General features: G+C 62.7%; 23 protein-coding genes and 1 pseudogene. 11 read left to right on the top strand and 13 right to left on the bottom strand.

The window, feature by feature from the left end; genetic code table 11:
* The first annotated feature begins 48 nt into the window (after window positions 1–48).
* The gene (locus DBIPINDM_RS05065; protein ID WP_258584714.1) at window positions 49–939 is read left to right on the top strand and encodes a fatty acid desaturase family protein; all 891 of its coding nucleotides are present in this window, start codon (window positions 49–51) and stop codon (window positions 937–939) included.
* 16 nt (window positions 940–955) lie between these two features.
* Here DBIPINDM_RS05065 and DBIPINDM_RS05060 read toward each other — a convergent pair whose 3' ends face one another.
* The 3 genes from DBIPINDM_RS05060 to DBIPINDM_RS05050 all read right to left on the bottom strand — a co-directional run bounded on the left by DBIPINDM_RS05060 (window position 956) and on the right by DBIPINDM_RS05050 (window position 4,658).
* Window positions 956–3,097, bottom strand: a complete 2,142-nt coding sequence (locus DBIPINDM_RS05060) for a putative bifunctional diguanylate cyclase/phosphodiesterase (RefSeq protein WP_258584713.1) — start codon at window positions 3,095–3,097, stop codon at window positions 956–958.
* 65 nt (window positions 3,098–3,162) lie between these two features.
* Window positions 3,163–3,798: an HD family hydrolase gene (locus tag DBIPINDM_RS05055; RefSeq protein ID WP_258584712.1), complete on the bottom strand. Its 636-nt coding sequence runs from the start codon at window positions 3,796–3,798 to the stop codon at window positions 3,163–3,165.
* Complete coding sequence (locus DBIPINDM_RS05050; RefSeq protein WP_258584711.1) at window positions 3,798–4,658, bottom strand: YgfZ/GcvT domain-containing protein; 861 nt, start codon at window positions 4,656–4,658, stop codon at window positions 3,798–3,800. Before DBIPINDM_RS05050 ends, DBIPINDM_RS05055 begins: the two co-directional genes overlap by 1 nt.
* 75 nt (window positions 4,659–4,733) lie before the next feature.
* Between DBIPINDM_RS05050 and DBIPINDM_RS05045 the strand changes: the two genes are divergently transcribed.
* The gene (locus tag DBIPINDM_RS05045) at window positions 4,734–6,065 is read left to right on the top strand and encodes a dihydroorotase (RefSeq protein WP_258584710.1); all 1,332 of its coding nucleotides are present in this window, start codon (window positions 4,734–4,736) and stop codon (window positions 6,063–6,065) included.
* Between the two features lie 34 nt (window positions 6,066–6,099).
* Here DBIPINDM_RS05045 and DBIPINDM_RS05040 read toward each other — a convergent pair whose 3' ends face one another.
* From DBIPINDM_RS05040 to DBIPINDM_RS05025, 4 genes are all read right to left on the bottom strand, one after another.
* Window positions 6,100–6,891, bottom strand: coding sequence for a hypothetical protein (locus DBIPINDM_RS05040; RefSeq protein ID WP_258584709.1), 792 nt, complete (start codon window positions 6,889–6,891; stop codon window positions 6,100–6,102).
* Window positions 6,892–6,945: 54 nt separating this feature from the next.
* Window positions 6,946–7,203: a hypothetical protein gene (locus DBIPINDM_RS05035; RefSeq protein WP_258584708.1), complete on the bottom strand. Its 258-nt coding sequence runs from the start codon at window positions 7,201–7,203 to the stop codon at window positions 6,946–6,948.
* A 353-nt stretch (window positions 7,204–7,556) separates the two neighbouring features.
* Window positions 7,557–7,934, bottom strand: a complete 378-nt coding sequence (locus tag DBIPINDM_RS05030; RefSeq protein WP_258584707.1) for a TIGR02301 family protein — start codon at window positions 7,932–7,934, stop codon at window positions 7,557–7,559.
* A 62-nt stretch (window positions 7,935–7,996) separates the two neighbouring features.
* The gene (locus DBIPINDM_RS05025) at window positions 7,997–8,431 is read right to left on the bottom strand and encodes an NUDIX hydrolase (protein ID WP_258584706.1); all 435 of its coding nucleotides are present in this window, start codon (window positions 8,429–8,431) and stop codon (window positions 7,997–7,999) included.
* A 127-nt stretch (window positions 8,432–8,558) separates the two neighbouring features.
* Between DBIPINDM_RS05025 and DBIPINDM_RS05020 the strand changes: the two genes are divergently transcribed.
* Complete coding sequence (locus DBIPINDM_RS05020) at window positions 8,559–9,299, top strand: SOS response-associated peptidase (RefSeq protein WP_258584705.1); 741 nt, start codon at window positions 8,559–8,561, stop codon at window positions 9,297–9,299.
* Between the two features lie 67 nt (window positions 9,300–9,366).
* Here DBIPINDM_RS05020 and DBIPINDM_RS05015 read toward each other — a convergent pair whose 3' ends face one another.
* Window positions 9,367–9,522: a hypothetical protein gene (locus DBIPINDM_RS05015; protein ID WP_081294303.1), complete on the bottom strand. Its 156-nt coding sequence runs from the start codon at window positions 9,520–9,522 to the stop codon at window positions 9,367–9,369.
* A 110-nt stretch (window positions 9,523–9,632) separates the two neighbouring features.
* Window positions 9,633–9,773 carry a hypothetical protein gene (locus DBIPINDM_RS05010; protein ID WP_258584704.1) on the bottom strand — a complete coding sequence of 47 codons (141 nt, stop codon included), beginning with the start codon at window positions 9,771–9,773 and terminating at the stop codon, window positions 9,633–9,635.
* Between the two features lie 165 nt (window positions 9,774–9,938).
* Between DBIPINDM_RS05010 and cysS the strand changes: the two genes are divergently transcribed.
* From cysS to rarD, 8 genes are all read left to right on the top strand, one after another.
* Window positions 9,939–11,372: a cysteine--tRNA ligase gene (gene cysS / locus DBIPINDM_RS05005; protein WP_258584703.1), complete on the top strand. Its 1,434-nt coding sequence runs from the start codon at window positions 9,939–9,941 to the stop codon at window positions 11,370–11,372.
* A 178-nt stretch (window positions 11,373–11,550) separates the two neighbouring features.
* Complete coding sequence (locus DBIPINDM_RS05000) at window positions 11,551–11,958, top strand: endonuclease domain-containing protein (protein ID WP_258584702.1); 408 nt, start codon at window positions 11,551–11,553, stop codon at window positions 11,956–11,958.
* Window positions 11,955–12,341: a VOC family protein gene (locus DBIPINDM_RS04995; protein ID WP_258584701.1), complete on the top strand. Its 387-nt coding sequence runs from the start codon at window positions 11,955–11,957 to the stop codon at window positions 12,339–12,341. The genes DBIPINDM_RS05000 and DBIPINDM_RS04995 overlap by 4 nt, the downstream gene beginning before the upstream one ends.
* A gap of 6 nt (window positions 12,342–12,347) precedes the next feature.
* Window positions 12,348–12,839 carry a GFA family protein gene (locus DBIPINDM_RS04990; protein WP_258584700.1) on the top strand — a complete coding sequence of 164 codons (492 nt, stop codon included), beginning with the start codon at window positions 12,348–12,350 and terminating at the stop codon, window positions 12,837–12,839.
* Window positions 12,836–13,312, top strand: a complete 477-nt coding sequence (locus DBIPINDM_RS04985) for a GFA family protein (RefSeq protein ID WP_258584699.1) — start codon at window positions 12,836–12,838, stop codon at window positions 13,310–13,312. The genes DBIPINDM_RS04990 and DBIPINDM_RS04985 overlap by 4 nt, the downstream gene beginning before the upstream one ends.
* Entirely contained in the window at window positions 13,309–14,259 is a 951-nt protein-coding gene (gene pip, locus DBIPINDM_RS04980; RefSeq protein WP_258584698.1) for a prolyl aminopeptidase, read from the top strand. Before DBIPINDM_RS04985 ends, pip begins: the two co-directional genes overlap by 4 nt.
* Complete coding sequence (gene cimA / locus DBIPINDM_RS04975) at window positions 14,256–15,878, top strand: citramalate synthase (protein WP_258584697.1); 1,623 nt, start codon at window positions 14,256–14,258, stop codon at window positions 15,876–15,878. Before pip ends, cimA begins: the two co-directional genes overlap by 4 nt.
* Window positions 15,879–15,961: 83 nt before the next feature.
* Entirely contained in the window at window positions 15,962–16,897 is a 936-nt protein-coding gene (gene rarD / locus DBIPINDM_RS04970) for an EamA family transporter RarD (protein WP_258584696.1), read from the top strand.
* On the opposite strand, the gene DBIPINDM_RS04965 is transcribed toward rarD, so the two are convergent.
* From DBIPINDM_RS04965 to DBIPINDM_RS43595, 4 genes and pseudogenes are all read right to left on the bottom strand, one after another.
* Window positions 16,872–17,870 carry a transporter gene (locus DBIPINDM_RS04965; protein WP_258584695.1) on the bottom strand — a complete coding sequence of 333 codons (999 nt, stop codon included), beginning with the start codon at window positions 17,868–17,870 and terminating at the stop codon, window positions 16,872–16,874. The genes rarD and DBIPINDM_RS04965 overlap by 26 nt on opposite strands.
* A 151-nt stretch (window positions 17,871–18,021) precedes the next feature.
* Window positions 18,022–19,161 (bottom strand): sulfotransferase family protein, encoded by a 1,140-nt coding sequence (locus tag DBIPINDM_RS04960; RefSeq protein ID WP_258584694.1) that lies wholly within the window; start codon window positions 19,159–19,161, stop codon window positions 18,022–18,024.
* Window positions 19,125–20,291, bottom strand: a complete 1,167-nt coding sequence (locus DBIPINDM_RS04955; protein ID WP_258584693.1) for a hypothetical protein — start codon at window positions 20,289–20,291, stop codon at window positions 19,125–19,127. Before DBIPINDM_RS04955 ends, DBIPINDM_RS04960 begins: the two co-directional genes overlap by 37 nt.
* A gap of 6 nt (window positions 20,292–20,297) precedes the next feature.
* Window positions 20,298–20,717: pseudogene (locus tag DBIPINDM_RS43595) on the bottom strand (class I SAM-dependent methyltransferase); the annotation flags it as partial.
* Between the last annotated feature and the right edge of the window lie 36 nt (window positions 20,718–20,753).

The following is a 20,753-nucleotide window of genomic DNA, read 5'->3' as shown; positions in this document are numbered from 1 at the left end:
CACCGGCTAGAGTGGGCCTCATCAAATCGCCAGCCTGGATCGAAGCCGATGGACCATCGCGACATAATCGCGTCATTGACCCCGGAAGAGCGCAGTCGCCTGACCGCCAAGTCCGACGCTGCGGGTCTCGTTCAGCTCGGCGCCCACTGGGGTGCGATTGTCATCATCGGATCGCTGATCGCCGCGAAAGTGCCGTTCTGGCCGTTGCTGATGCTGCCGCAAGGCATCCTGATCGTGTTCCTGTTCACGCTGCTGCACGAAACGGTTCATCGCACGGCCTTCGAGACGCAGTGGCTGAATGACGCCGTGGCGCGGGTGTGCAGCCTGGCGCTGGCGCTGCCGGCCGACTGGTTCCGCTACTTTCATTTCGCCCACCATCGCTTCACCCAGGACCCCGAGAACGATCCGGAGCTGGCCTTTCCCAAACCGGAAACGCTGCGGCAGTACCTCGTGCATGTTTCCGGCATCCCGCTGTGGTGGGGTCATCTCAAGACGCTCTACGCCAACGCCTTTGGCGACAGCCAGGAAAGCTATGTGCCGCCCAAAGGCCGACCCAAAGTGCGGGCTGAGGCGCGCGCCATGATTGCCTTCTACGCCGTCGTCATTCTGCTCGCCCTTTATTTCCGGCTCTCTGTGCTCCTCTATGTCTGGATCATTCCCGCTTTGCTCGGTCAGCCCTTTCTGCGCCTCTATCTGCTGGCCGAGCACGGCCGCTGTCCGTTCGTTGCCAACATGCTGGAGAATACGAGAACCACGCTGACCAACTGGGTGGTGCGCAAGCTGGCCTGGAACATGCCGTTCCATGCCGAGCATCATGCCTATCCCGGTGTGCCGTTTCATCAATTGCCGCAGTTTCACGCGCTGATCGAGCGGCATCTGCAGGTGGTCGAGCCCGGCTATGTCAGCTTCCACGAGAAATACCTGGAAACGCTGCGCTGACCTGGCGTCGATGTCATCAGCCGGTGTGGCTGTGCAGCGCACGCGACTTCAACAGACGCTGGATGTCCCCCGCCTTCGCGGGTACGCCGATCAGATAACCCTGTGCCTCGACACAGCCATTGTCGCGCAGCATATCGAGTTGCACCTCGGTCTCGACGCCCTCGGCTGTGACCACAATGCCAAGCTCGTTGCCGAGCCCGATGATGGTGCGGACGATCGCCGCCGTGTCGCGATTGCCCATGTCGCGGATGAAGGAGCGATCGATCTTGATCTTGTCGACCGGGAAATGCCTGAGGTAGCCGAGCGAGGAATAGCCGGTGCCGAAATCATCCAGCGCGATGCGGATGCCGAGATCGCGCAACTGCCGCAGCGTTTTGAGCACGGCTTTGCTCTCGTCCATCAGCACCGTTTCGGTGATTTCCAGCTCCAGCTGTGCGGCCGGCACGCCGGAGAAGGCCAGCGCCGAGATGACGCTTCGGGCAAACCCACCGCTTTTGAGCTGCACAGCTGAGACATTGACCGCGATGCGCAAGCCGGGCGGCCAGCTTACCGCCGCCGCGCAGGCCGTCCTCAGCACCCACTCGCCAAGCGGCACGATCAGTCCGGTTTCTTCGGCCACCGGAATGAATGCGTCCGGCGCGACGGTGCCGCGCGCCGGCGAATGCCAGCGCATCAAGGCCTCCGCGCCGATGATCTCGCCGGAGGCGATGTTCATGATGGGCTGGAAATCGAGATCGAATTCCTGGCGCGGCAGCGCCGCCTCGAGGTCGACCTCGAGCGCCCGGCGGGCCTGCACGATGGCGTCCATAGCGGGCTCGAAGAAACGATAGAGGTTTCTCCCTTCGCTCTTCGCCCGATAGAGCGCCGTATCGGCATTTTTCAGCAGCGTATCGGCGTCCATGCCATCGTCGGGGAAGACGGCGATGCCCAGGCTGATGCCGACATGCATGTCCCGGCTCTTGTCGCGAAACGGTTTTGCGATCGCCTCGACGATGCGCTTCGCCAGTTTTTCAGCATCGGCGATGCCCCTGGAATTGAACTGCATGATGACGAACTCATCGCCGCCGAAGCGGGCGACGATGTCTGTCTCATTGCGCAGGCAACGCTGCAGCCTCTCGGCCACGCTTTTCAAGAGCCAGTCGCCGGCAGGATGTCCCCAGGTGTCGTTGATCGCCTTGAAGCGATCGAGATCGAGCGAGAAGATCGCCAACGGTGGTGCTGCCGCATCCTCCAGCGCAAGGTCGAGCCGTTCGCGAAACATCGAGCGGTTGGGCAGTCCGGTCAGCGTATCGTGATGCGCAAGATGGATCATGCGCTCTTCGGTGCGGCGACGTTCGGTGACGTCGTCGAAAGTCACCACCCAGCCGCCGCCGCTCATCGGCCGTCGTGTGACTAGAACCGTCCTGCCGTCGGTAAGATAGCGATAGGCCGAATGCGGTTTTGCCGCCGCTAGGCAGGCTTCGGTCTTGGCGACTTCGCTGTCGACGTCGATCTTCGTATAGATGCCCAGTTCCAGCAATTTTTCGAGCGCGTCGCGGTGCGTCGTCCCAAGCGGAAAGTCCGCCGCGGTGACGTTGTAGAGCTCAAGAAAACGCCGGTTGCGCACGATCATCTTGCCGTCGGCGTCGTACATCAGCAAGCCTTGCGACATGTTGGCGAGTGCGGCGTCGAAACGGCGATGCTGCTCCTTGAGATCCTGCTCGGCGCGCCGCTGTTCGGTGATGTCCTCGTAGATCGAGACCCAGCCGCCCAGGGCCAGCGGGCGGTGCGAGATGTTGATGATGCGACCATCCGACAGCGTCTCTTCGTAGGTCGAGGGTTTTGCCTGGTCGATATAGGGTTTGCGGATTGCATAGAGCTCGTCGGCGCTTTGCGAGGCGATGCCGATGTCGACGCTGTGCCGCAGGATGTCGATGAAGTGGATGCCCGGTCGTATCAGCTTGGCGTCGAGGCAGAAGATGTTGATGTAGTTGCCGTTGCAGATGATCATGCGCTCGTCGGCATCGAACATGCACAGGCCATGCGACATGTTCTCGACAGCGGCTGAAAAGCGCTCATTCTGTTCGCGCAGCTCGTCTTCCATGTGGCGAGAGCGCTCCACGCCTTCGGCCACCCGCTCCGGGATGACCGAACCAACCTTGACATCCACGACGGGCATGAGGCGCGCCTGCGGTGTTTGATCCAACACCGCACTGTTGACGTTTCCGGTTAATTTAGCGTTTTCTACCCTACCGCCGACGTCGCAACCGGGTGCCGCGACGTCTCGATGGTCGCAAACCGCTTCAGGAAGGCATTCTGCGCCCAGGTTACCGAGCGTGGTGTGAAGTCGAATCGCTCGGCGGAAAAACCGCGCGGGCGGCCGAAGAATTCGGTCGCCTCGGCGGTCGAGAAGCCGGCAAGCAGCGTTGCCTCGAAATAGGCGGCGATCTGGTCGGCGCGCTTGATGTCCCTGCGCAGCGCCGCAGCCGGTTCGGCCGGCAGCGAGAAGCGCAGATGGATGGCGCGCTGCAGGCGCAATTCGCAGTCCTTGTAGCTGCCGCCCATCACCGACTTGAACGGCGAGATCATGTCGCCGATGACATATTCAGGTGCATCGTGCAGCAGTGCCGCGAGCTGGTCGGTGGCCGAAGCCTGCGGCACCAGATCGTTGAACAGCGCCTCGACTAGCAGCGAATGCTGGGCGACCGAAAACGCATGCTCGCCGCTGGTCTGGCCGTTCCAGCGGGCGACGCGGGCGAGCCCATGGGCAATGTCCGAAATCTCGATGTCGAGCGGCGAGGGGTCGAGCAGGTCGAGCCGGCGGCCGGACAGCATGCGCTGCCAGGCGCGTGGCGGCGCGCCGGTGCGGTCCGCCGCCATCAGGCTTCCTCCGCGCTGACGGTTTCCTGAGGAAAACTGAATTTGGCCCAGGCGGGAATGGCCACCGTCACTGGCACATCGCCGGCCAGGATCGGCTGGCCGGCATCCAGCGCCGCCTTGACCCTGTCGATGCGGGCAATGGCAAGCCCTGATGTTCCGGCACTCGAACCGAGCGTGCCGACCGGCCGTCCCTCGACGGTGAGTTCGGTGCCGTAAGCGGGCAGGGGAAGCCCAGCCTGGACGATCAGCACGCGCCGCCTCGCCGTGCCGCGATGCTGCATGCGCGAGACCACTTCCTGGCCGACATAGCAGCCCTTCCTGAAGCCGACACCGCCTGTCTCATCGAGCAGCACGTCATGCGGGAAGGCGTCGCCCAACGCGTAATCGGCACCGCTTTCGGCGATGCCTTGGGCGATGCGGAAGGCCTGCCAGGCGGCGACGTCGCCGGCGTCTGCAGTGCCGGCATAGGTGCGTGTGACGCTTTCATTGGGAAAGCGCCTGTCGGCAACCGCGGTTGAATCATTTTCTGAGGCGATTGACTCTTTTCCCCACGCAACAGCGACAAGCGGCTGTTCCGACTTGGCAATCTCGACCTTGGCGCGGAGCTTGTAGAGCATCAGCCGGCGAACGAAATCATCCGAAATGTCGGCTCGGCATTCGAGCCGGAAGACGTTTTCACCGGCCCGCGAGATCAGGAAGTCGAACAGGATCTTGCCTTGCGGCGTCAAAAGCGCGCCGGGCTTTGCTTCGCTTTGGCCGAGTATGTCGAGATCGGTGGTCAGGATGTTTTGCAGAAAGTGCTCGGCATCCGGGCCGGAGACGGAGATGAGCGCGCGGTCTTTCAGCAGGGCAAAGGGCATGGGGAGGATAAAAGCCTGATCTTGCAAAACGGTTGGCCATTACGTAAGCCGCTGACACTCCCCCCGCAAGAGAGCATGGCCATGACCTACGACCTCATCCTGACAGGCGGCACAGTGGTCAACCATGACGGCGAGGGGGCGCGTGACATCGGCGTGAAGAATGGGCGAATCGCCGCAATAGGCGATCTCCGCCAGGCCTCGGCCGGCGAGGTGATCGACTGCCGCGGCCTGCATATCCTGCCTGGCGTCGTCGACAGCCAGGTGCATTTTCGCGAACCGGGACTGGAGCACAAGGAAGATTTGGAAACGGGCTCGCGGGCTGCGGTGCTTGGCGGTGTCACCACGGTGTTCGAGATGCCCAACACCAACCCGTTGACTACCAGCGAGACAACGCTTGCCGACAAGGTTCGGCGCGGCAGCGGCCGCATGCATTGCGATTTCGCGTTCTGGGTCGGCGGTACCCGCGACAACGCCAGGGATGTCGGCGAGCTCGAGCGGTTGCCGGGTGCGGCGGGAATAAAGGTCTTCATGGGCTCGTCCACCGGTGACCTGCTGGTCGAGGATGACGAAGGCGTCGCCTCGATCCTGAGGAATACCCGCCGCCGTGCCGCCTTTCATTCGGAGGACGAGTTCCGGTTGCGCGAGCGCCTTGGCGAACGCATCGAGGGCGACCCGTCATCGCATCCGGTCTGGCGCGACGAGATTGCCGCCTTGCGCTGCACCGAACGGCTGGTGCGCATCGCGCGCAACGTTCGCGCCCGCATCCACGTCCTGCACATCTCGACCGCCGAGGAAATCCTGTTCCTCGAACAGCACAAGGACGTCGCAACCTGCGAGGCGACACCGCACCATCTGACGCTGAGCGCCGACGACTATCGCAGGCTCGGCACGCTGATCCAGATGAACCCGCCTGTGCGCGCCTCCCGCCACCGCGATGGCGTCTGGCATGGCATCGCGCAAGGCATTGTCGACGTGCTCGGCTCCGACCACGCGCCGCACACGCTGGCCGAAAAGGCAAAACCCTATCCGGCTTCGCCCTCGGGCATGACCGGCGTGCAGACGCTGGTGCCGATCATGCTCGACCACGTCAACGCTGGCCGGCTGACCCTGCAGCGCTTTGTCGACCTGTCCAGCCACGGCCCGCAGCGCATCTTCGGCATGGCCAGAAAAGGCCGCATCGCCGCCGGCTACGATGCCGACTTCACCATTGTCGACATGAAGCGGCGCGAGACCATCACCAATGCGCAGGCCGGTTCGAAGGCCGGCTGGACGCCCTATGACGGCAAGGAAGTGACCGGCTGGCCGGTCGGCACCGTCATTCGCGGTCGCCGCATCATGTGGGAGGGTGAAATCGTCACGCCAAGTCAGGGCAGGGCGGTGGAGTTTTCAGAGGCGCTTGTCGCCTAGCCTTTCTTACTCTCCCTTGGGGAGGGGAAGCCGCTCAATCGCCGGCTACAAAAAACGACCACTGCCCGGCGGGCGTGATGCCGACGCGATAGAAAATATAGGCGCCGAACTGCTTCATGTCGTCGAAATCGCCGGCGGTAACGATCTTGAACAGTTCGACCCGCTGCTTGGCGTCGAGCTTGTCCAGCGGCAGCGCGAAGAAATACGGCCAGACATAGAGTTCCTGCGGTGTTCCAGCGTCGACATGGACATAGCCGGCACTGAGCACTTCCTCCAGTATGGCCAGGATCTCCTGGCCGTCAGGGTCGCCGGACAGCCCTTTGAGGAAGGCGATGGCGTCGCCGTCGATGTCGGCGAGCGACAGCTGGGTCATCGCGTCGCCCTTGCCGATCAAGGGTCGGAGCTTTTCGATGTCGCCGCTCTTGCAGGCTTCGATGATCAGGTCATGCATGCGCCGCACGGGCTCGGGCAGCTTGCCGAGGTCGTAGACGACTTCCGGCAACGGCGTTTCGGGATCGACGCGCGGCCTGTTGGTGCCGCCATCGGATGGACTGTCGGGCTCCGCAGCGTCCGGAGCGGCCGGCTGCTGGCCGGTCGAAGGCGGGGTCCCCACTGGGTCAGGCATGGGAATCGCGCCGCCGGGCGACGAAACGTCGTCATCCGTCGACGGAGTGACAGGCAAGGGAAGCTCTTCGCGTTTGATCTCGCTCAGCGCATAGGCCGGGCTGCTTGCCAGGCAAGTCACAAAGGCAATCGCGGCACAGCAAGCAGCGGGGCGGATGCAAAGGACCAGGCCCTTCGGCCTGCCTGACATCGGAAAATTCACTGCCCGTATCTCCCTGCTCCCGGGCACTCGATCGTCAAAGAACCGGATGACGGTTCAGTGGCGCAGCCGCTCGGGTTCGAAGGCGCCAGCAATCACCTTCTCCCGCATGCGGTCGAGCAGGGCAAGGGCCGAGGTCTCGCCGTTGGCGCGCAGCATTTCACCGAATGCGGTCTCGAGTGCTGCTTCGGCAATGATCTCGGGCTCGATGCCGGCCGACAGACCCTCCGCCCAGGCCTCGCTGTGGCTCTCCACCGCAGTCAGGCGTTTTTCTTCCCTGACCAGCGCGTCGATGTCGTTGACAGCATGTTCCATAAGCGATGTCCACCCTTTCAAGCGGCGATCCATCAGTGCGGATCAGGCTTGATCTGTTCCGTTTGCACGCAGCCTCGAAGTAAGTATCTGTAAATACGACATTTTTTTGATCGTCTTTTACAGGAGGCGGCTGTGTTTGGCGAAGCTGCGTTTCAACCCGGATCAAACTTAGCCGATTAGGCCGGCCTGCGGGGCGAAAACCTTCAGTTTGAGTTAATTCCGCATTCCTGAGGTAACGTTTGATTAACGTTGTTGCAGAAGTGCAACATCAGGATTGCACCAAGACACGGACCGGCACAAGTCTGAGATGGCCGTCGTCGTCGGGGACGGTGCGAATACCTGTTGACGGATGCCTAGTTTCCATAGCGCGAGGCGATGTCGCGCGACAGCGTCTCGCCTTCCTTCATGTAGCGGCTGATGGCTTCGGTGGCCGAAGCGGTGCACTGTGTATAGGTGCCGCCGAAAGAGCGGTAGCCGCGATTGAAGCTGGCGATGAAACGGGCGCGACGCTCCGGATCCGGATTTTCCGAATCGAGCAGTTTCTCCATCTCGCCACGCCACTGATCGCCCTTCTCCCCGCACAGATTGCGCAGGAAATGCAGCGACCCCAAAATCTCCGCCAGCCGCATCAGCCCCGGCTCGAACGGTGACTCGGCAGTGAACGCCGGCTGCACGGCCACGGCCGTACTGATGGCAAGGCACAAAGCGACAAGAAAAGAAGCGCGGCTCATAAGTCTATGTGGCCAAACAATTTGTCGCCTGCAAGGCGTTTCCGGCGCGGCGGTTGGAGAATTCAGCGGCTTTCAGGGAAGCCAACAGGTCGGCCAAGCAGATCTTCCGCCACCGCGAACACCGAACCGGCAAGCGGCAGCGCCGCCATCTCGCGCAGCGTGTAGAAGGCGGCTGTCTCGGCATCGTCGCTGGCCACGGCCTCGCCGCCGGCATAGGCGGCGCCGAAGACCGTGAGGCGGTAATCGACCGGGTGGCTGTCTTCCCTGCCGTCGATATGGATTTCCCGAAGCGGACGGAAACCGGCGGCATGCAAACCGGTCTCTTCCAGCAGCTCGCGCTTCGCGGCATCCTCCAGCGTCTCGCCGGCCTCGACCTTGCCGCCGGGAAAGGCGTAGAGCCCCTGCGAGGGCTGCCGCGCCCGCTTGACCAAGAGCACCGTCTCGCCACGTACAACGGCTACCGAGACCGCCGGCAGTATCTTTCGTGTATCGTTCATGGCTCCCAACCGTTCGACCGCCGCAGCCCGCTGTGGACGGCCGTTGCCGGACAGCTTTAGCGGTTGCAGTGCGGCTGTTCCATCGCCACTTTCTGGTGGAACCATTCGAAGGCAGGAGCAATCGATCATGTGCGGACGTTTTGCCTTGACCGCGACGCCGGATCAGACGGCTGCCTTTCTGGACGTGGCGGGACTTGAGGATTTCCCGGCGCGCTACAACATCGCGCCGACGCAGCCGGTGCTGATGGCGACCGCCGGCGCGCCGCGCGCGCCTGGCTCCAATTTGCCCGACCGGCAGCCGATGCTGGTGCGCTGGGGGCTCATTCCCACCTGGGTCAAGGACACCAGGGAGTTTCCACTGCTGTTCAATGCGCGCTCAGAAGGCGCAATCGCCATGCGCCATCGCCGCGCGCTGGTGCCGGCGTCGGGCTTCTATGAATGGCGGCAGGCCGGGGGCAAGAAGGGGCAACCTTACTGGATAAGACCCAGGCATGGTGGGTTGGTCGCCTTTGCCGGCCTGATCGAGACCTATGCCGAGCCGGGCGGCTCGGAAATGGACACCGGCGCCATCCTGACGGTCAACGCCAATGCCGACATCGCCCATATCCATGACCGCATGCCGGTGGTGATCGATCCCAGGGATTTCGCTCGCTGGCTGGATTGCCGCACGCTCGAGCCGCGCGATGTCGCCGACCTGTTGCGGCCGGCGCAACTCGATTTCTTCGAGGCTATCCCTGTCTCCGACCTCGTCAACAAGGTCGCCAACACCGGTCCGGAGATTCAGCGGAGGGGCGAGATCGGGCCGGAGCCCGAGAAGGTCAAGCGCCAGAAGCCTGGCGCGGACGACAGTCAGATGACGTTGTTCTAGCTGAAGTTTCTATCTGGAGGCGTATACGCCTCATGCCCGGCGCCCTTGGCGCCGGCCGCACACTGTTTCAGGCAGCGCGGGGCGATACGATTTTCGGAGCAGGCTTCTTCTTCTTCGCGGTGTGCAGAAGGGCGGCGACGATCGCGGCCGGGCCGATCGCGCGATAGTGGCTGGCCAGCGCCGGTTGCTTGGCGCGGGTGGCGTCTTGCTTGCTTCGAGACATGTTTCTCTTCCCAGGTAACGTTTTCGTGTTCGCGTTTGGCCGTTGATTCCGACCAAATCGTGACGCTTGGTGATCTAGCCGGCGAATGTTTCATGACTGTGCCGACATGTTTAATAAAATGTTTCACTGGCTGATTCCGCGTGATCGCGCGACGCGTTTGCCAGTCCCGGCGACGTTTTTCCTGGCATCAGCGGCTTGACGGCAACACTGGCCAAGGCGATAAAGCCGCCCATGAAAACGTCTTTCGCCATTTGTGGCATTTGCATTATTGGCTAGCCTCGCGCTGGTCCGGACGTTTTCGCCTCATCTTTCCCCAGATTGGACAAACGCCCCGGCCAGCAGGCTGGAGTCTGATTTGCGTCTCGGCGCGCGGCTGGCTCCATCCAGATAGAAGTTCTGAACCGGGAAGGCATGGAATGTCTGACGCATCGCAGGGCCTGCGCCTCTACAACACGCTGACGCGCACGAAAGAGAGTTTCGTTCCGATCGATGCGCTGAACGTTCGCATGTATGTCTGCGGCCCGACCGTCTATGACTTCGCCCATATCGGCAATGCCAGGCCGGTCATCGTCTTCGACGTGCTATTCCGCCTGCTGCGTCATCGCTACGGGCAGTCGCACGTCACCTATGTGCGCAACATCACCGACGTCGACGACAAGATCAACGCGCGTGCGCTGCGCGATTTCGGTGGCGAGATCGGCTCGGGGACGCTTTCGCTCAACGAAGCGATCCGGCGGGTGACCGAAAAGACCGCCGACCAGTTTCACAGGGATGTGGCTACGCTCGGCTGCCTTGAGCCGACGGTCGAACCGCGCGCCACTGAATTCGTCGAGCCTCGCGCCGACGGCAAGGCCGACATGATCACCCTGATTCAAAGCCTGATCCAACGCGGCCATGCCTATGTCGCGGCAGGCGAAGTGCTGTTCGACACCGCGTCGATGCCGGACTACGGCCAATTGTCGAAGCGCAATCTCGACGAGCAGCAGGCCGGCGCCCGCATCGCCGTCGACGCTCACAAGAAGAACCCCGGCGATTTCGTGCTGTGGAAGCTGTCGTCGCCGGAAGAGCCAGGCTGGCAAAGCCCGTGGGGCAGGGGCCGACCGGGCTGGCACATCGAATGCTCGGCGATGTCGGCGGCCTATCTCGGCGAAGTCTTCGACATCCATGGCGGCGGCCTCGACCTGATCTTCCCGCATCATGAGAACGAGATCGCCCAGTCGCGTTGCGCCCACGGCACGTCAGTCATGGCCAATGTCTGGATGCACAATGGCTTCCTGCAGGTCGAGGGCCAGAAGATGTCGAAGAGCCTCGGCAATTTCTACTCGATCCACGAATTGCTGGAGACCGAGACCTTTGGCGGCCGCAACTGGCCGGGTGAGGTGCTGCGGCTGGCGATGCTGATGACGCATTACCGCGAGCCGATCGACTTTTCCGTGCGCAAGCTGGAGGAGGCGGAGAACACGCTGCGCAAATGGAAACGCGCGGCGGACCTGGCGCCGGCGGCCGGGCAGGTGCCGGTGGAGGTCATCGATGCCTTGTCGGACGATCTCGCCACCTATGCCGCTTTCCAGATGCTGACGCAGTTGGCCGGAGAGGCCGCGGACGGCAACGAGGCTGCCGCTGCACTAAAGGCCTCTCTGCTGTTCCTTGGCTTCGATGTCGCCTCGGCTGAGGTGGATGAGGACAAGGTCGCCAAGGCAATCGCCAATCGCCTCGCTCTCATCGCCGCCAAGAACTGGACCGAAGCCGATCGCATCCGCGACGACCTTTTGGCGCAAGGTGTACAGTTGAAGGACGGCAAGGATCCGGCCACCGGCGAACGCATCACGACGTGGGAGGTCAAGCGGTGAGGGTGGCGCCAAGCACCCCCCTCTGCCCTGCCGGGCATCTCCCCCTCAAGGGGGGAGATTGGACTTCATTTCCGCTTTCGCCAATCGCAGACGTCGATGATTGGGCGCCGTCTGCGAAGCTGCCGATCTCCCCCCTTGAGGGGGAGATGTCCGGCAGGACAGAGGGGGGCGCCTCGCGATGACCCATTATCGCGTATCTCCCGTCAATTGCGGCAATGCACGCAAGATGCGCAAGGGCATGACCGACGCTGAACTGAAGCTTTGGAATGAGATACGTGCACACCGACTCATGGGGCTGGCGTTTCGACGTCAAATGCCGATAGCTGGCTACATCGTCGATTTTGCTTGCCCCAACAAGAAGCTGATCGTTGAGCTGGATGGTTCCCAGCACGCTTCTCATGAGGTTTCGGCGTCTGATGCTGCGCGAACAGCCAGGCTCGAAGCGCTGGGCTGGACCATCCTGCGCTTCTGGAACGACGACGTTGTTCGCGATATCGACAATGTCTGCCAGCACATCGTGATCGCAGCCGGTTTGACCGGTGCCGAAGTGCCAGCACACGAACCAGCAAGGGAGGCATTTCCATGATCGACCATCTCGGCATCGACGTTGCCGATTTCGAGGCTTCGAAGGCCTTTTACGACAAGGCGATGGCGCCGCTTGGTGCCTCGCTGCTGTATATGGTGCCGCTTGAATACACCGGCGGTGAAAAGGTCGGTGGCTATGGCCGCGATCGGCCGGTGTTCTGGCTGCAGGAAGGCAAGGACGGTCAGAAGGCCCATCAGCACGTCGCCTTCACCGCGCGCAGCCGCGCCGAGGTCGATGCCTTCCATGCCGCGGCGCTTGCCGCCGGCGGCAAGGACAATGGCGGGCCGGGGCTCCGTCCGCACTACCACCCGAACTACTACGGCGCCTTCGTCTTCGATCCCGACGGCAACAATGTCGAGGCTGTCTGCCATGATCCGGAGTGAGACGCGATGAGCCTCGACAACCGGCCAGTCTACACGGGCGGCTGCCAGTGCGGGGCGGTGCGCTTCCGTGTCGAGGGCACGCTTGGCGACGCGTCGGTCTGCCACTGCCGCATGTGCCAGAAGGCGAGCGGCAATTTCTACCTGCCGCTGGTCTCGGTGCGCGGCGCCAAGGTCGAGTGGACACGCGGCGAACCCAAGCGCTTCCGTTCCTCCAATGCCGCCTGGCGCGGCTTCTGCGCCGAATGCGGCACGCCGCTGACCTTCGAGGCGCCCGACGGCATGGCGCTGGCGATAGCCGCCTTCGACGATCCGGCTGATATCGTACCGACCATCCAATGGGGCACGGAGGCAAAACTGCCTTATGTCGACACCATTCCGCAATTGCCGGGCGAGGATACGATGGCGGATATGGGCTCGGCCCCCTATCTCGCCGAGCTTGTCTCCTACCAGCATCCCGATCACGACACCGACCAATGGCCGCCGGAGGAAAGACCATGACCGAGACTGTCCGAACCGGCGGCTGCCAGTGCGGCGCCGTGCGCTTCCGCATCAAGGGGGCGCTCGGGCGCCCGTCCATCTGCCATTGCCGCATGTGCCAGAAACAGTTCGGCTCGTTCTTCGGCGCGCTGGTGACGGTGCCCAGGGACGGTGTCGAATGGACCCACGAGGAACCGAGCTATTTCCAGTCGTCGGTTAACATCGATCGCGGCTTCTGCGCCCGTTGCGGAACGCCGCTGACCTACCGCCAGCCCGGCGGGCTCGAGATCGCCATTGGTGCTTTCGACGACCGCTCGGATCTGGCGCCGCAAATCCAGGTCAACTACGCGTCCCGGCTACCCTGGGTGGAGACGATCTTCGATCAGCCCATCCATCAGGATCCCGACTTCTATACAAGGCAGGAGCAGATCATCTCCTTCCAGCATCCCGATCACGAAACGGCCAACTGGCCGCAACAGGGCCTGAAACTATGAGCTTGCGTACCCTCTACCCGGAGATCGAACCGTTTGACTCAGGCATGCTCGATGTCGGCGATGGCCATAGGGTCTATTGGGAGCGTTCCGGCACCAAGGGCGCCAAGCCGGCCGTGTTCCTGCATGGCGGGCCGGGCGGCACCATCTCGCCCAAACACCGGCGGCTGTTCGATCCAAAGCTCTACGACGTCATCCTGTTCGATCAGCGCGGCTGCGGAAAATCGACGCCGAACGCCTCGCTCGAAGCCAACACGACCTGGCATCTCGTCGCCGACATCGAACGCCTGCGCGAGATGGCCGGCTTCGACACATGGCTGGTGTTCGGCGGCTCCTGGGGCTCGACGCTGGCGCTCGCCTATGCCGAGACGCATCCCGATCGCGTCAGCGAGCTGGTGGTGCGCGGCATCTACACGCTGACCCGGGCTGAACTCGAATGGTATTATCAGTTCGGCGTCTCCGAAATGTTTCCAGACAAGTGGGAGCGTTTCCTGGCGCCGATCCCGCAGGCTGAGCGCGGCGACATGATGGCGGCCTACCGCAAGCGCCTGGTCGGCTCAGACCGCAAGGCACAGCTGGAAGCGGCGCGCGCCTGGAGCCTGTGGGAAGGCGAGACGATCACGCTGCTGCCGGAGCCGGAAACCAGCGGCAAGTTTGGCGAGGACGACTATGCCGTCGCCTTTGCCCGCATCGAGAACCACTATTTCGTCCATGCCGGCTGGTTGGAGGAGGGACAGCTGCTGCGCGACGCGCACAAGCTCGGGGATATTCCCGGCACCATCGTCCACGGTCGCTACGATATGCCATGTCCGGCACGCTACGCCTGGGCGCTGCACAAGGCCTGGCCGAAGGCTGATTTCCATCTGATCGAGGGCGCCGGCCACGCCTATTCTGAGCCCGGCATCCTCGACCGGCTGATCCGCGCGACGGACAAATTTGCAGGCAAATGACCATGACCCGCGAGCGCCTCTATCTCTTCGACACCACATTGCGCGATGGCCAGCAGACGCCGGGCATCGACTTTTCGGTCGAGGACAAGATCGCGATTGCAAAACTGCTCGACGAATTCGGCATGGACTATGTCGAGGGCGGTTATCCCGGCGCCAATCCGACCGATACGGCATTCTTCCAGCAGAAACGCACGGCACGCGCCAAATTCGTTGCCTTCGGCATGACCAAGCGGGCAGGGGTCTCCGCCTCGAACGATCCTGGCCTTGCGGCGCTTGTGCAGTCGAAATCGGACGCCATCTGCTTCGTCGCCAAGAGCTGGGACTACCATGTGCGCGTGGCACTCGGCTGCACCAACGAGGAGAACCTCGAGTCCATCAAGGCCTCGGTCGAAGCGGCCGTCGCATCGGGCAAGGAAGCACTGGTCGACTGCGAGCATTTCTTCGACGGCTTCAAGGCCAATCCGGACTATGCACTGGCCTGTGCGAAGACGGCCTATGACGCCGGCGCACGCTGGGTGGTGTTGTGCGATACCAATGGCGGCACGCAGCCCTCGGAAGTGCGCGCCATCGTCGAGAGGGTCATCGCCTCAGGCATACCGGGCGATCATCTCGGCATCCACGCCCATGACGACACCGGCCAGGCGGTCGCCAATTCGCTGGCCGCGGTCGAGGCCGGCGTGCGCCAGATCCAGGGCACGCTGAACGGCATCGGCGAGCGTTGCGGCAACGCCAATCTGATCTCGATCATCCCGACGCTGGCCCTGAAGCCAGCCTTCGCCGATCGCTTCGAGACCGGCATTTCGGCCGAGGCGCTGACCGGCATTTCGCGTCTGTCGCGTGCCTTCGATGAATTGCTGAACCGCGCTCCGGAAGCGCAGGCGCCCTATGTCGGCGCCTCAGCCTTTGCCACCAAGGCCGGCATCCATGCTTCCGCCCTGGCCAAGGAACCGGCGACCTATGAGCATGTGCCGCCGGAATCCGTCGGCAATCGCCGCCGCGTCATGGTCTCCGACCAGGGCGGCAAGGCTAATTTTCTTGCCGAGTTGAAACGGCGCGGCATCGACGTGCCCAGGGACGATCACCGGCTCGACGCGCTGATCGTGGTCGTCAAGGAACGCGAAGCCGAGGGCTATGCCTATGAGGGCGCCGATGCCTCCTTCGAGCTGCTGGCGCGCAAGATGCTGCACGGCCTGCCAGAATTCTTCAACGTCACCTCATTCCGTTGCATGGTCGAGCGCCGCTTCGACGCCAACGGTCAATTGAAGACGGTGTCCGAAGCGATCGTGAAAGTGCTGGTCGATGGCGAGGAGAAGATGTCGGTCGCGGAAGGGCACGGTCCGGTCAACGCGCTCGACATCGCGCTGCGCAAGGACCTCGGCAAGTACCAGAGCGAGATCGTCGACCTCGAACTCGCCGACTTCAAGGTGCGTATCCTCAATGGCGGCACCGAGGCCATCACCCGCGTCCTGATCGAATCGCATGACGGCACCGGCGTGCGCTGGTGGACGGTCGGCGTTTCCGAAAACATCATCGACGCCTCGTTCCAGGCGCTGATGGATTCGATCATCTACAAACTGATGAAGAACCGCGAAATGGCAGGGCTTGTTGCCGCCGAATAAGGTTGAACCATCAGCGAAAGTCCATTGATCCATCACAACTTTGCGATGGTCTTGCCAAGGTTACTGGGCCATAGCGTTGGGCCATGGTCACTGAAGCAACTACGCTCGACGCAGATTCAAAGGCCCGCCGCGGCTTCCTGCTGGCGCTGGGTGCCTATCTCTTGTGGGGATTGCTGCCTTTCTACATGAAGGCGGTGGCGCATCTGCCGCTTGCCGAGGTGATCGCACACCGCATCGTCTGGTCGGTGCCGATCGCCGCCGCTGTTCTGGTCTGGGCCGGCCGCACGGCCGATTTCAAGGCGGCAATTCGCTCACCCCGCACCATCGCCATGGCGGCGCTGACGGCGGCGCTGATCTCGGTCAACTGGGGCATCTATGTCTGGGCGATCGCCGTCGACCGCACCGTCGAGACCGCGCTTGGCTATTACATCAACCCGCTGGTCAGCGTCGTCGTCGGCGCGTTGCTGCTTGGGGAGCGGCTCGACCGGCTGCAGATCGCGGCGGTGGTGCTGGCGACGGTTGCCGTCACGGTGCTGACAATCGAGGGCGGCAAGCTGCCCTGGGTGTCGCTGGCGCTGGCGTTTTCCTTCGCCGCCTACGGCTTCTTCCGAAAGACGCTGCCGATCGGGCCAAGCCAGGGCTTTCTGCTCGAAGTGCTTTTGCTGTCCGTGCCGGCTCTCGGCTATATCGTCTACCTGATCGCGACCGGGCAGGACCACATTGTCTCCAGCAACAGCACCGATACGGCGTTGCTGATCGGCTGCGGTCCGGTCACGTCGGTGCCGCTGCTTCTGTTTGCATTCGGCGCCAAGCTTTTGCGCCTCTCCACCATCGGCATCATGCAATACATCGCGCCGACCATGGTGTTCCTGATCGCCGTGCTGATCTTCGACGAGCCGTTCGGCACGGCCCAGGCCATTGCCTTTGCCCTGATCTGGACGGCACTGGCGATCTATTCCTGGTCGATGCTGGTTACGGCCCGCCGGGCCGCCGCTACAACCCGCGGCCGAGCCGCCTGACGAACAGGTAGGTGGCCAAAGCGATAACCACCGACACAGCCGTCACCACCCAGAACCCCGCTGGTGTATCGACCAGCGGCAGCCCGCCGACATTCATGCCGAACAGGCCCGAGATGATGGTCATCGGCAGCAGCACTGCCGTCATGACGGAGAGAACATAGAGGAGCTGGTTCGACTGCATGGTCAGCTTGGCCATCAATTCGTCCTGCAACAGCCGGGTGCGCGCCTGCAACTGCTCGCCGTCATTGTAGAGGGTGAGCGCCCGGTGTGAGAGCCGGGCCGCCATGTCGTTGATCAGGTCGGGCAGCTCGTCGCGATGCGAATGGTCGAGATGGCGAAACAGGTTGGTGAGCGTCGCCATCTGCCGATGGATCACCACCAGCTGCCGGCGCGCCTCGACCAGCGATTGGCGTTCATTGTGCCACGCATCGCGCACGACGCGATCCTCGATGCCGTCGAGCGCGCCGCCGAGTTTGCCAAGCTCGCCCGACATGCCGTCGAGCGACTGACCCATGACCGCCTCGATCAGTTCCGCTGGCGAGCGGAATTTCCGCGATCCATTCTCCACCGCCTTGCGGACCGCGTCGACCGACTCCAGAGGCTGCTTGCGGGCGCCGATCAGCATCGTGTCGTTGAAGGCGAAGCGGAAATGGACGAGTCCGCGCGCCTCTGAAAAATCGTGCCTGAGGTCCGGCAGGTCGCCAAACAGCCAGTCATCCTCGTAGTCGATGTGGCAGCCATGGCTGGGCGCGAGGAAAGCATCGCGCGCCGGGGCCGGTAGAGCCTTCTCGGCGGCGATTTCCTGGCGGGCTTGCAGATCGGTGATCTGGTAGCTGCGCCATGTCCAGCGCGCGGCGCTGGCGTCCTTGGTCCGCACGCCTTCAGCGGTGAAATGATAGATGAAGAACAGCCCGTGCTCATCGGGCAGGTAAGGCGACAGGTCGGTGCCTTCCGGGGCGAGGGCGGTATCCATGGGCAGTGCCAGATGCAGGTTTCGAACGCAGCGCCGCACAGCAGCACCTAACCGCAATTTCTAGCACGCGCGAACCCGGTTCCGTGTGACGGTTTCTTGACAGCCGATCACAGTGTGTCGAGCAGAGAGGGCCTCGACGCACCAGCCGCTGTCATCTTCGACGCTTGGATGGACTTCGCATCCACCGCAACGGGGCTGTCAGTCGTCGCCAACTGGGTGACGCGAGCAGTGCGGTGCGCTCGGCGACGCGATTGTCTCGATCATGCACCAGTGCGTTCCGTTCGAGGCCGAGCTCATGATAGGCGCGGCTGATTGTGTCGCGCTCGGCTGCCGCAGCAGCGCCCAAGATGTCGCAGCTTTCATCGAATTTCGCCCGCGTCAGGTCCAGCTCATCGCGCAATTTCTGGCTGTCGCCGTCGTCTGCCATGGCACATAGAATGTCGTAGGCGGTGCGGATCAGCGGTGTTGCATCCGGATGGTTCTGCAATTCCTCGGCCGTTGCCCGTTCATGATGCAGGTCCGCTGTCAGGAAGCGCCGTATTTCGGTCTCTGCCTGGTCGGAGCGGATCGGCCAGACGATGCCGGTCTTCTCCGCCGCGCGCTCGACATGATGTCGCCAGTCGATCAGGAATTGTTCGTGGCGCATGAAATGACGTGGCATGTGGCGCGAATGAAATTCAGCATCGAGTACGTGCCTCAGCCAGAGCAAAAGGGATTTTGCCAGCGGCAATCCATCCCGCCGCTCCAGCGAGCAGGCGACCTCGAGGGGGTTGCGTAGCGGAAGCAGAGCCACCGGGTCGACCTCCATTTCGGCAAGGATCGACGACATGAACGGAACGAACCGGCAGATCCGGGGATCCTTGACGAAAAACAGTGGTTCGTCGCCGTACTCGCTTGCCAGGATCGCCTTGATCTTGTGGCGGTGACGCTCTGCCGCCGGCGATTGCAGCCATTGCGGATTGAGCGGCCGCCAGTCATGCCACGAGGAGGCTGCCGCTGCGAGCAGTTCGTCGTTGGCGAAATTGAGCGGGGTGCTTTCCCAATCTCCCCTGGGATTGTTGCCGTCGGCGCGTAATGGTTTTTTGGGAGGGGCCGATCCCAATGCGGCGATGGTGCCGGCAAGCATCGAGGTCCCGCTCCGATGCATCCCAAGCACGAGGATTGCTTGTCTCTGGGAATGGCGCGGGCGGTCCGGCATCAGCGCGGCCGGCGGCGGCTCTTGCCGCAACGGCAGCCGGGCTTCGAGCCATTCGGCTATTCCCGCAGGCAGCGCCAGCGTTCCGTCCAGCATCGGGTTCGCGGCCGCCGAACCCTCGTTGAACAGTCCATGATAGTGAATATGAACCAGCCGGGCCGGCTCAGGTGCGGTGGCCGGGTTGAAGTTGTGAAGCGGAAAATTATGCGTGGCCGGCAAAAGCCTGACGGAATGGTTGCCGGCGGTGGCCGCCAGTGAGAAGGCAGCCTGGCTCGTGCCCCAGAAGGCCGTGGCTTCCCCTGCAGGATGCCGGTCCCGGTGCCGTAGGTTGGCTCGGCGCCGGCCCATGGTTTCATATTGGCGGCCACCAGCTTCCTGAAAATATCTTCGGTGCGCTGAAACAGGCCGCTCGCCCTTTTTGCGGCGATGAGCCCGCCATTGTAGCTGGCGCGCACAGCCAGGCCGTCGACGCTCGTGCGCACGATCGGCAGGTGCTCGTAGTCGACACCGGCAAGGACGCATAGCTGTCGCCAGTAGGCGTCGAACGGGTCGCCAGGGCCTGTCGTGCACATCCCCTTGCTGTCCACCGGTCGGGCAGCGGCGGAGCATGTGCCCAACGAAAAGTCGGGCTCGGCGATGAATATCGCGTCGCTATCAAGCATGATGATGACCGGCGGCCCGGTCCGTCTTTCGACATGAGCAAGCGAATGTACCCGGTATGAGGGGCCATATTGCGGGCAGCGGCTGTCGATTTCGATTGGCAGATAGTCCACACCCAGTTGCTCGAACCGGTCTATCGTCGACGGCGAAGGGCGACGGCTGCTTCTGGGCGAAACCGCCGTTATCCGGGATCGTGAATAAGAGCCGGCGAAACACCTTATGCTTTCGCACAGCAGCAGGGCCTGTGCTTCGAGAATGCCCGCCTCGGCGATCAGCACAAACTCGACGTCGTTTTCGGATCCATCGGCTTTGGGTTTGTCGACGGGTTCTTCCCGCGGGACAGGAGGCGGCCGAGAAGAAATTGCCGAGCGCTCGTTCCTGGCGACGCCGATCTTCTGGATGATGACCTGTTCTCCTCGGTACAGCTCGCGGTATTGGCCTGATTGCACCGACAGGAAACTGTCGATCCCGAGTTTTGGACGCTCGACCTCGTCGGCAAAGAAAGTCCATTCGTAATCGTCGAAAATGACAATCCCGCCGTCCCGCACCATCTGCCAGGAGAACACGGCATCCGCCTGGACATCGGCGCTGTGATGGCTGCCGTCGACATAGATGAGGTCGAAACGTCGCTCGTCGGTGATAAGCCGGGCCAATGCCTGGGACGAGGGACTTTTGATCTTCTCGACCCGTTCGCCGAACGCGGCCAGGTTGCTGTCGAAGCGTTGCTCGACATGCGCAAGCTGGTCGCTCCATTTGTGGCGCAGGGTGTGTTCGGGACTGCCGCCGAATGTATCGATGCATGTCAGCCGGCATTTGCCGAAATAGTTGAGAAAGAAGATCGCCGACCGGCCCTCCCAGGAGCCGATCTCCAGAACATCGAGGGCCTCATCGCGGCGCGACTGGAGCAGTGTGGCCCAGAGGGGAAAGAAGCGCGAGGTCCAGTCGGTCGAAAGGCTCTTGCCTGCAAACCAGGCAGAATAATCAGGGTTCATAATTCTCACTCTTTACGGCAGAGGCGGCATCTGCGG

Source organism: Mesorhizobium sp. AR02 (assembly GCF_024746835.1).
GTDB lineage: Bacteria > Pseudomonadota > Alphaproteobacteria > Rhizobiales > Rhizobiaceae > Mesorhizobium.
Note: the sequence above shows the minus strand (reverse complement) of the source record. Positions and strands in the feature narration are given on the sequence as shown.

Excerpts from the sequence above, each read along its gene's own strand:
- DBIPINDM_RS04965 (WP_258584695.1), bottom strand. The coding sequence starts at position 17,870 with ATGGATACCGCCCTCGCCCCGGAAGGCACCGACCTGTCGCCTTACCTG.
- pip (WP_258584698.1), top strand. The coding sequence starts at position 13,309 with ATGAGCTTGCGTACCCTCTACCCGGAGATCGAACCGTTTGACTCAGGC.
- DBIPINDM_RS05060 (WP_258584713.1), bottom strand. The coding sequence starts at position 3,097 with ATGCCCGTCGTGGATGTCAAGGTTGGTTCGGTCATCCCGGAGCGGGTG.
- DBIPINDM_RS05020 (WP_258584705.1), top strand. The coding sequence starts at position 8,559 with ATGTGCGGACGTTTTGCCTTGACCGCGACGCCGGATCAGACGGCTGCC.
- DBIPINDM_RS05010 (WP_258584704.1), bottom strand. The coding sequence starts at position 9,773 with ATGGCGAAAGACGTTTTCATGGGCGGCTTTATCGCCTTGGCCAGTGTT.
- DBIPINDM_RS05045 (WP_258584710.1), top strand. The coding sequence starts at position 4,734 with ATGGCCATGACCTACGACCTCATCCTGACAGGCGGCACAGTGGTCAAC.
- cysS (WP_258584703.1), top strand. The coding sequence starts at position 9,939 with ATGTCTGACGCATCGCAGGGCCTGCGCCTCTACAACACGCTGACGCGC.
- DBIPINDM_RS05015 (WP_081294303.1), bottom strand. The coding sequence starts at position 9,522 with ATGTCTCGAAGCAAGCAAGACGCCACCCGCGCCAAGCAACCGGCGCTG.
- DBIPINDM_RS05035 (WP_258584708.1), bottom strand. The coding sequence starts at position 7,203 with ATGGAACATGCTGTCAACGACATCGACGCGCTGGTCAGGGAAGAAAAA.
- DBIPINDM_RS04990 (WP_258584700.1), top strand. The coding sequence starts at position 12,348 with ATGAGCCTCGACAACCGGCCAGTCTACACGGGCGGCTGCCAGTGCGGG.
- DBIPINDM_RS05055 (WP_258584712.1), bottom strand. The coding sequence starts at position 3,798 with ATGGCGGCGGACCGCACCGGCGCGCCGCCACGCGCCTGGCAGCGCATG.
- cimA (WP_258584697.1), top strand. The coding sequence starts at position 14,256 with ATGACCATGACCCGCGAGCGCCTCTATCTCTTCGACACCACATTGCGC.
- DBIPINDM_RS04960 (WP_258584694.1), bottom strand. The coding sequence starts at position 19,161 with ATGCTGGACGGAACGCTGGCGCTGCCTGCGGGAATAGCCGAATGGCTC.
- DBIPINDM_RS05030 (WP_258584707.1), bottom strand. The coding sequence starts at position 7,934 with ATGAGCCGCGCTTCTTTTCTTGTCGCTTTGTGCCTTGCCATCAGTACG.
- rarD (WP_258584696.1), top strand. The coding sequence starts at position 15,962 with ATGGTCACTGAAGCAACTACGCTCGACGCAGATTCAAAGGCCCGCCGC.
- DBIPINDM_RS05065 (WP_258584714.1), top strand. The coding sequence starts at position 49 with ATGGACCATCGCGACATAATCGCGTCATTGACCCCGGAAGAGCGCAGT.
- DBIPINDM_RS05000 (WP_258584702.1), top strand. The coding sequence starts at position 11,551 with ATGACCCATTATCGCGTATCTCCCGTCAATTGCGGCAATGCACGCAAG.
- DBIPINDM_RS04985 (WP_258584699.1), top strand. The coding sequence starts at position 12,836 with ATGACCGAGACTGTCCGAACCGGCGGCTGCCAGTGCGGCGCCGTGCGC.
- DBIPINDM_RS05025 (WP_258584706.1), bottom strand. The coding sequence starts at position 8,431 with ATGAACGATACACGAAAGATACTGCCGGCGGTCTCGGTAGCCGTTGTA.
- DBIPINDM_RS04995 (WP_258584701.1), top strand. The coding sequence starts at position 11,955 with ATGATCGACCATCTCGGCATCGACGTTGCCGATTTCGAGGCTTCGAAG.
- DBIPINDM_RS05050 (WP_258584711.1), bottom strand. The coding sequence starts at position 4,658 with ATGCCCTTTGCCCTGCTGAAAGACCGCGCGCTCATCTCCGTCTCCGGC.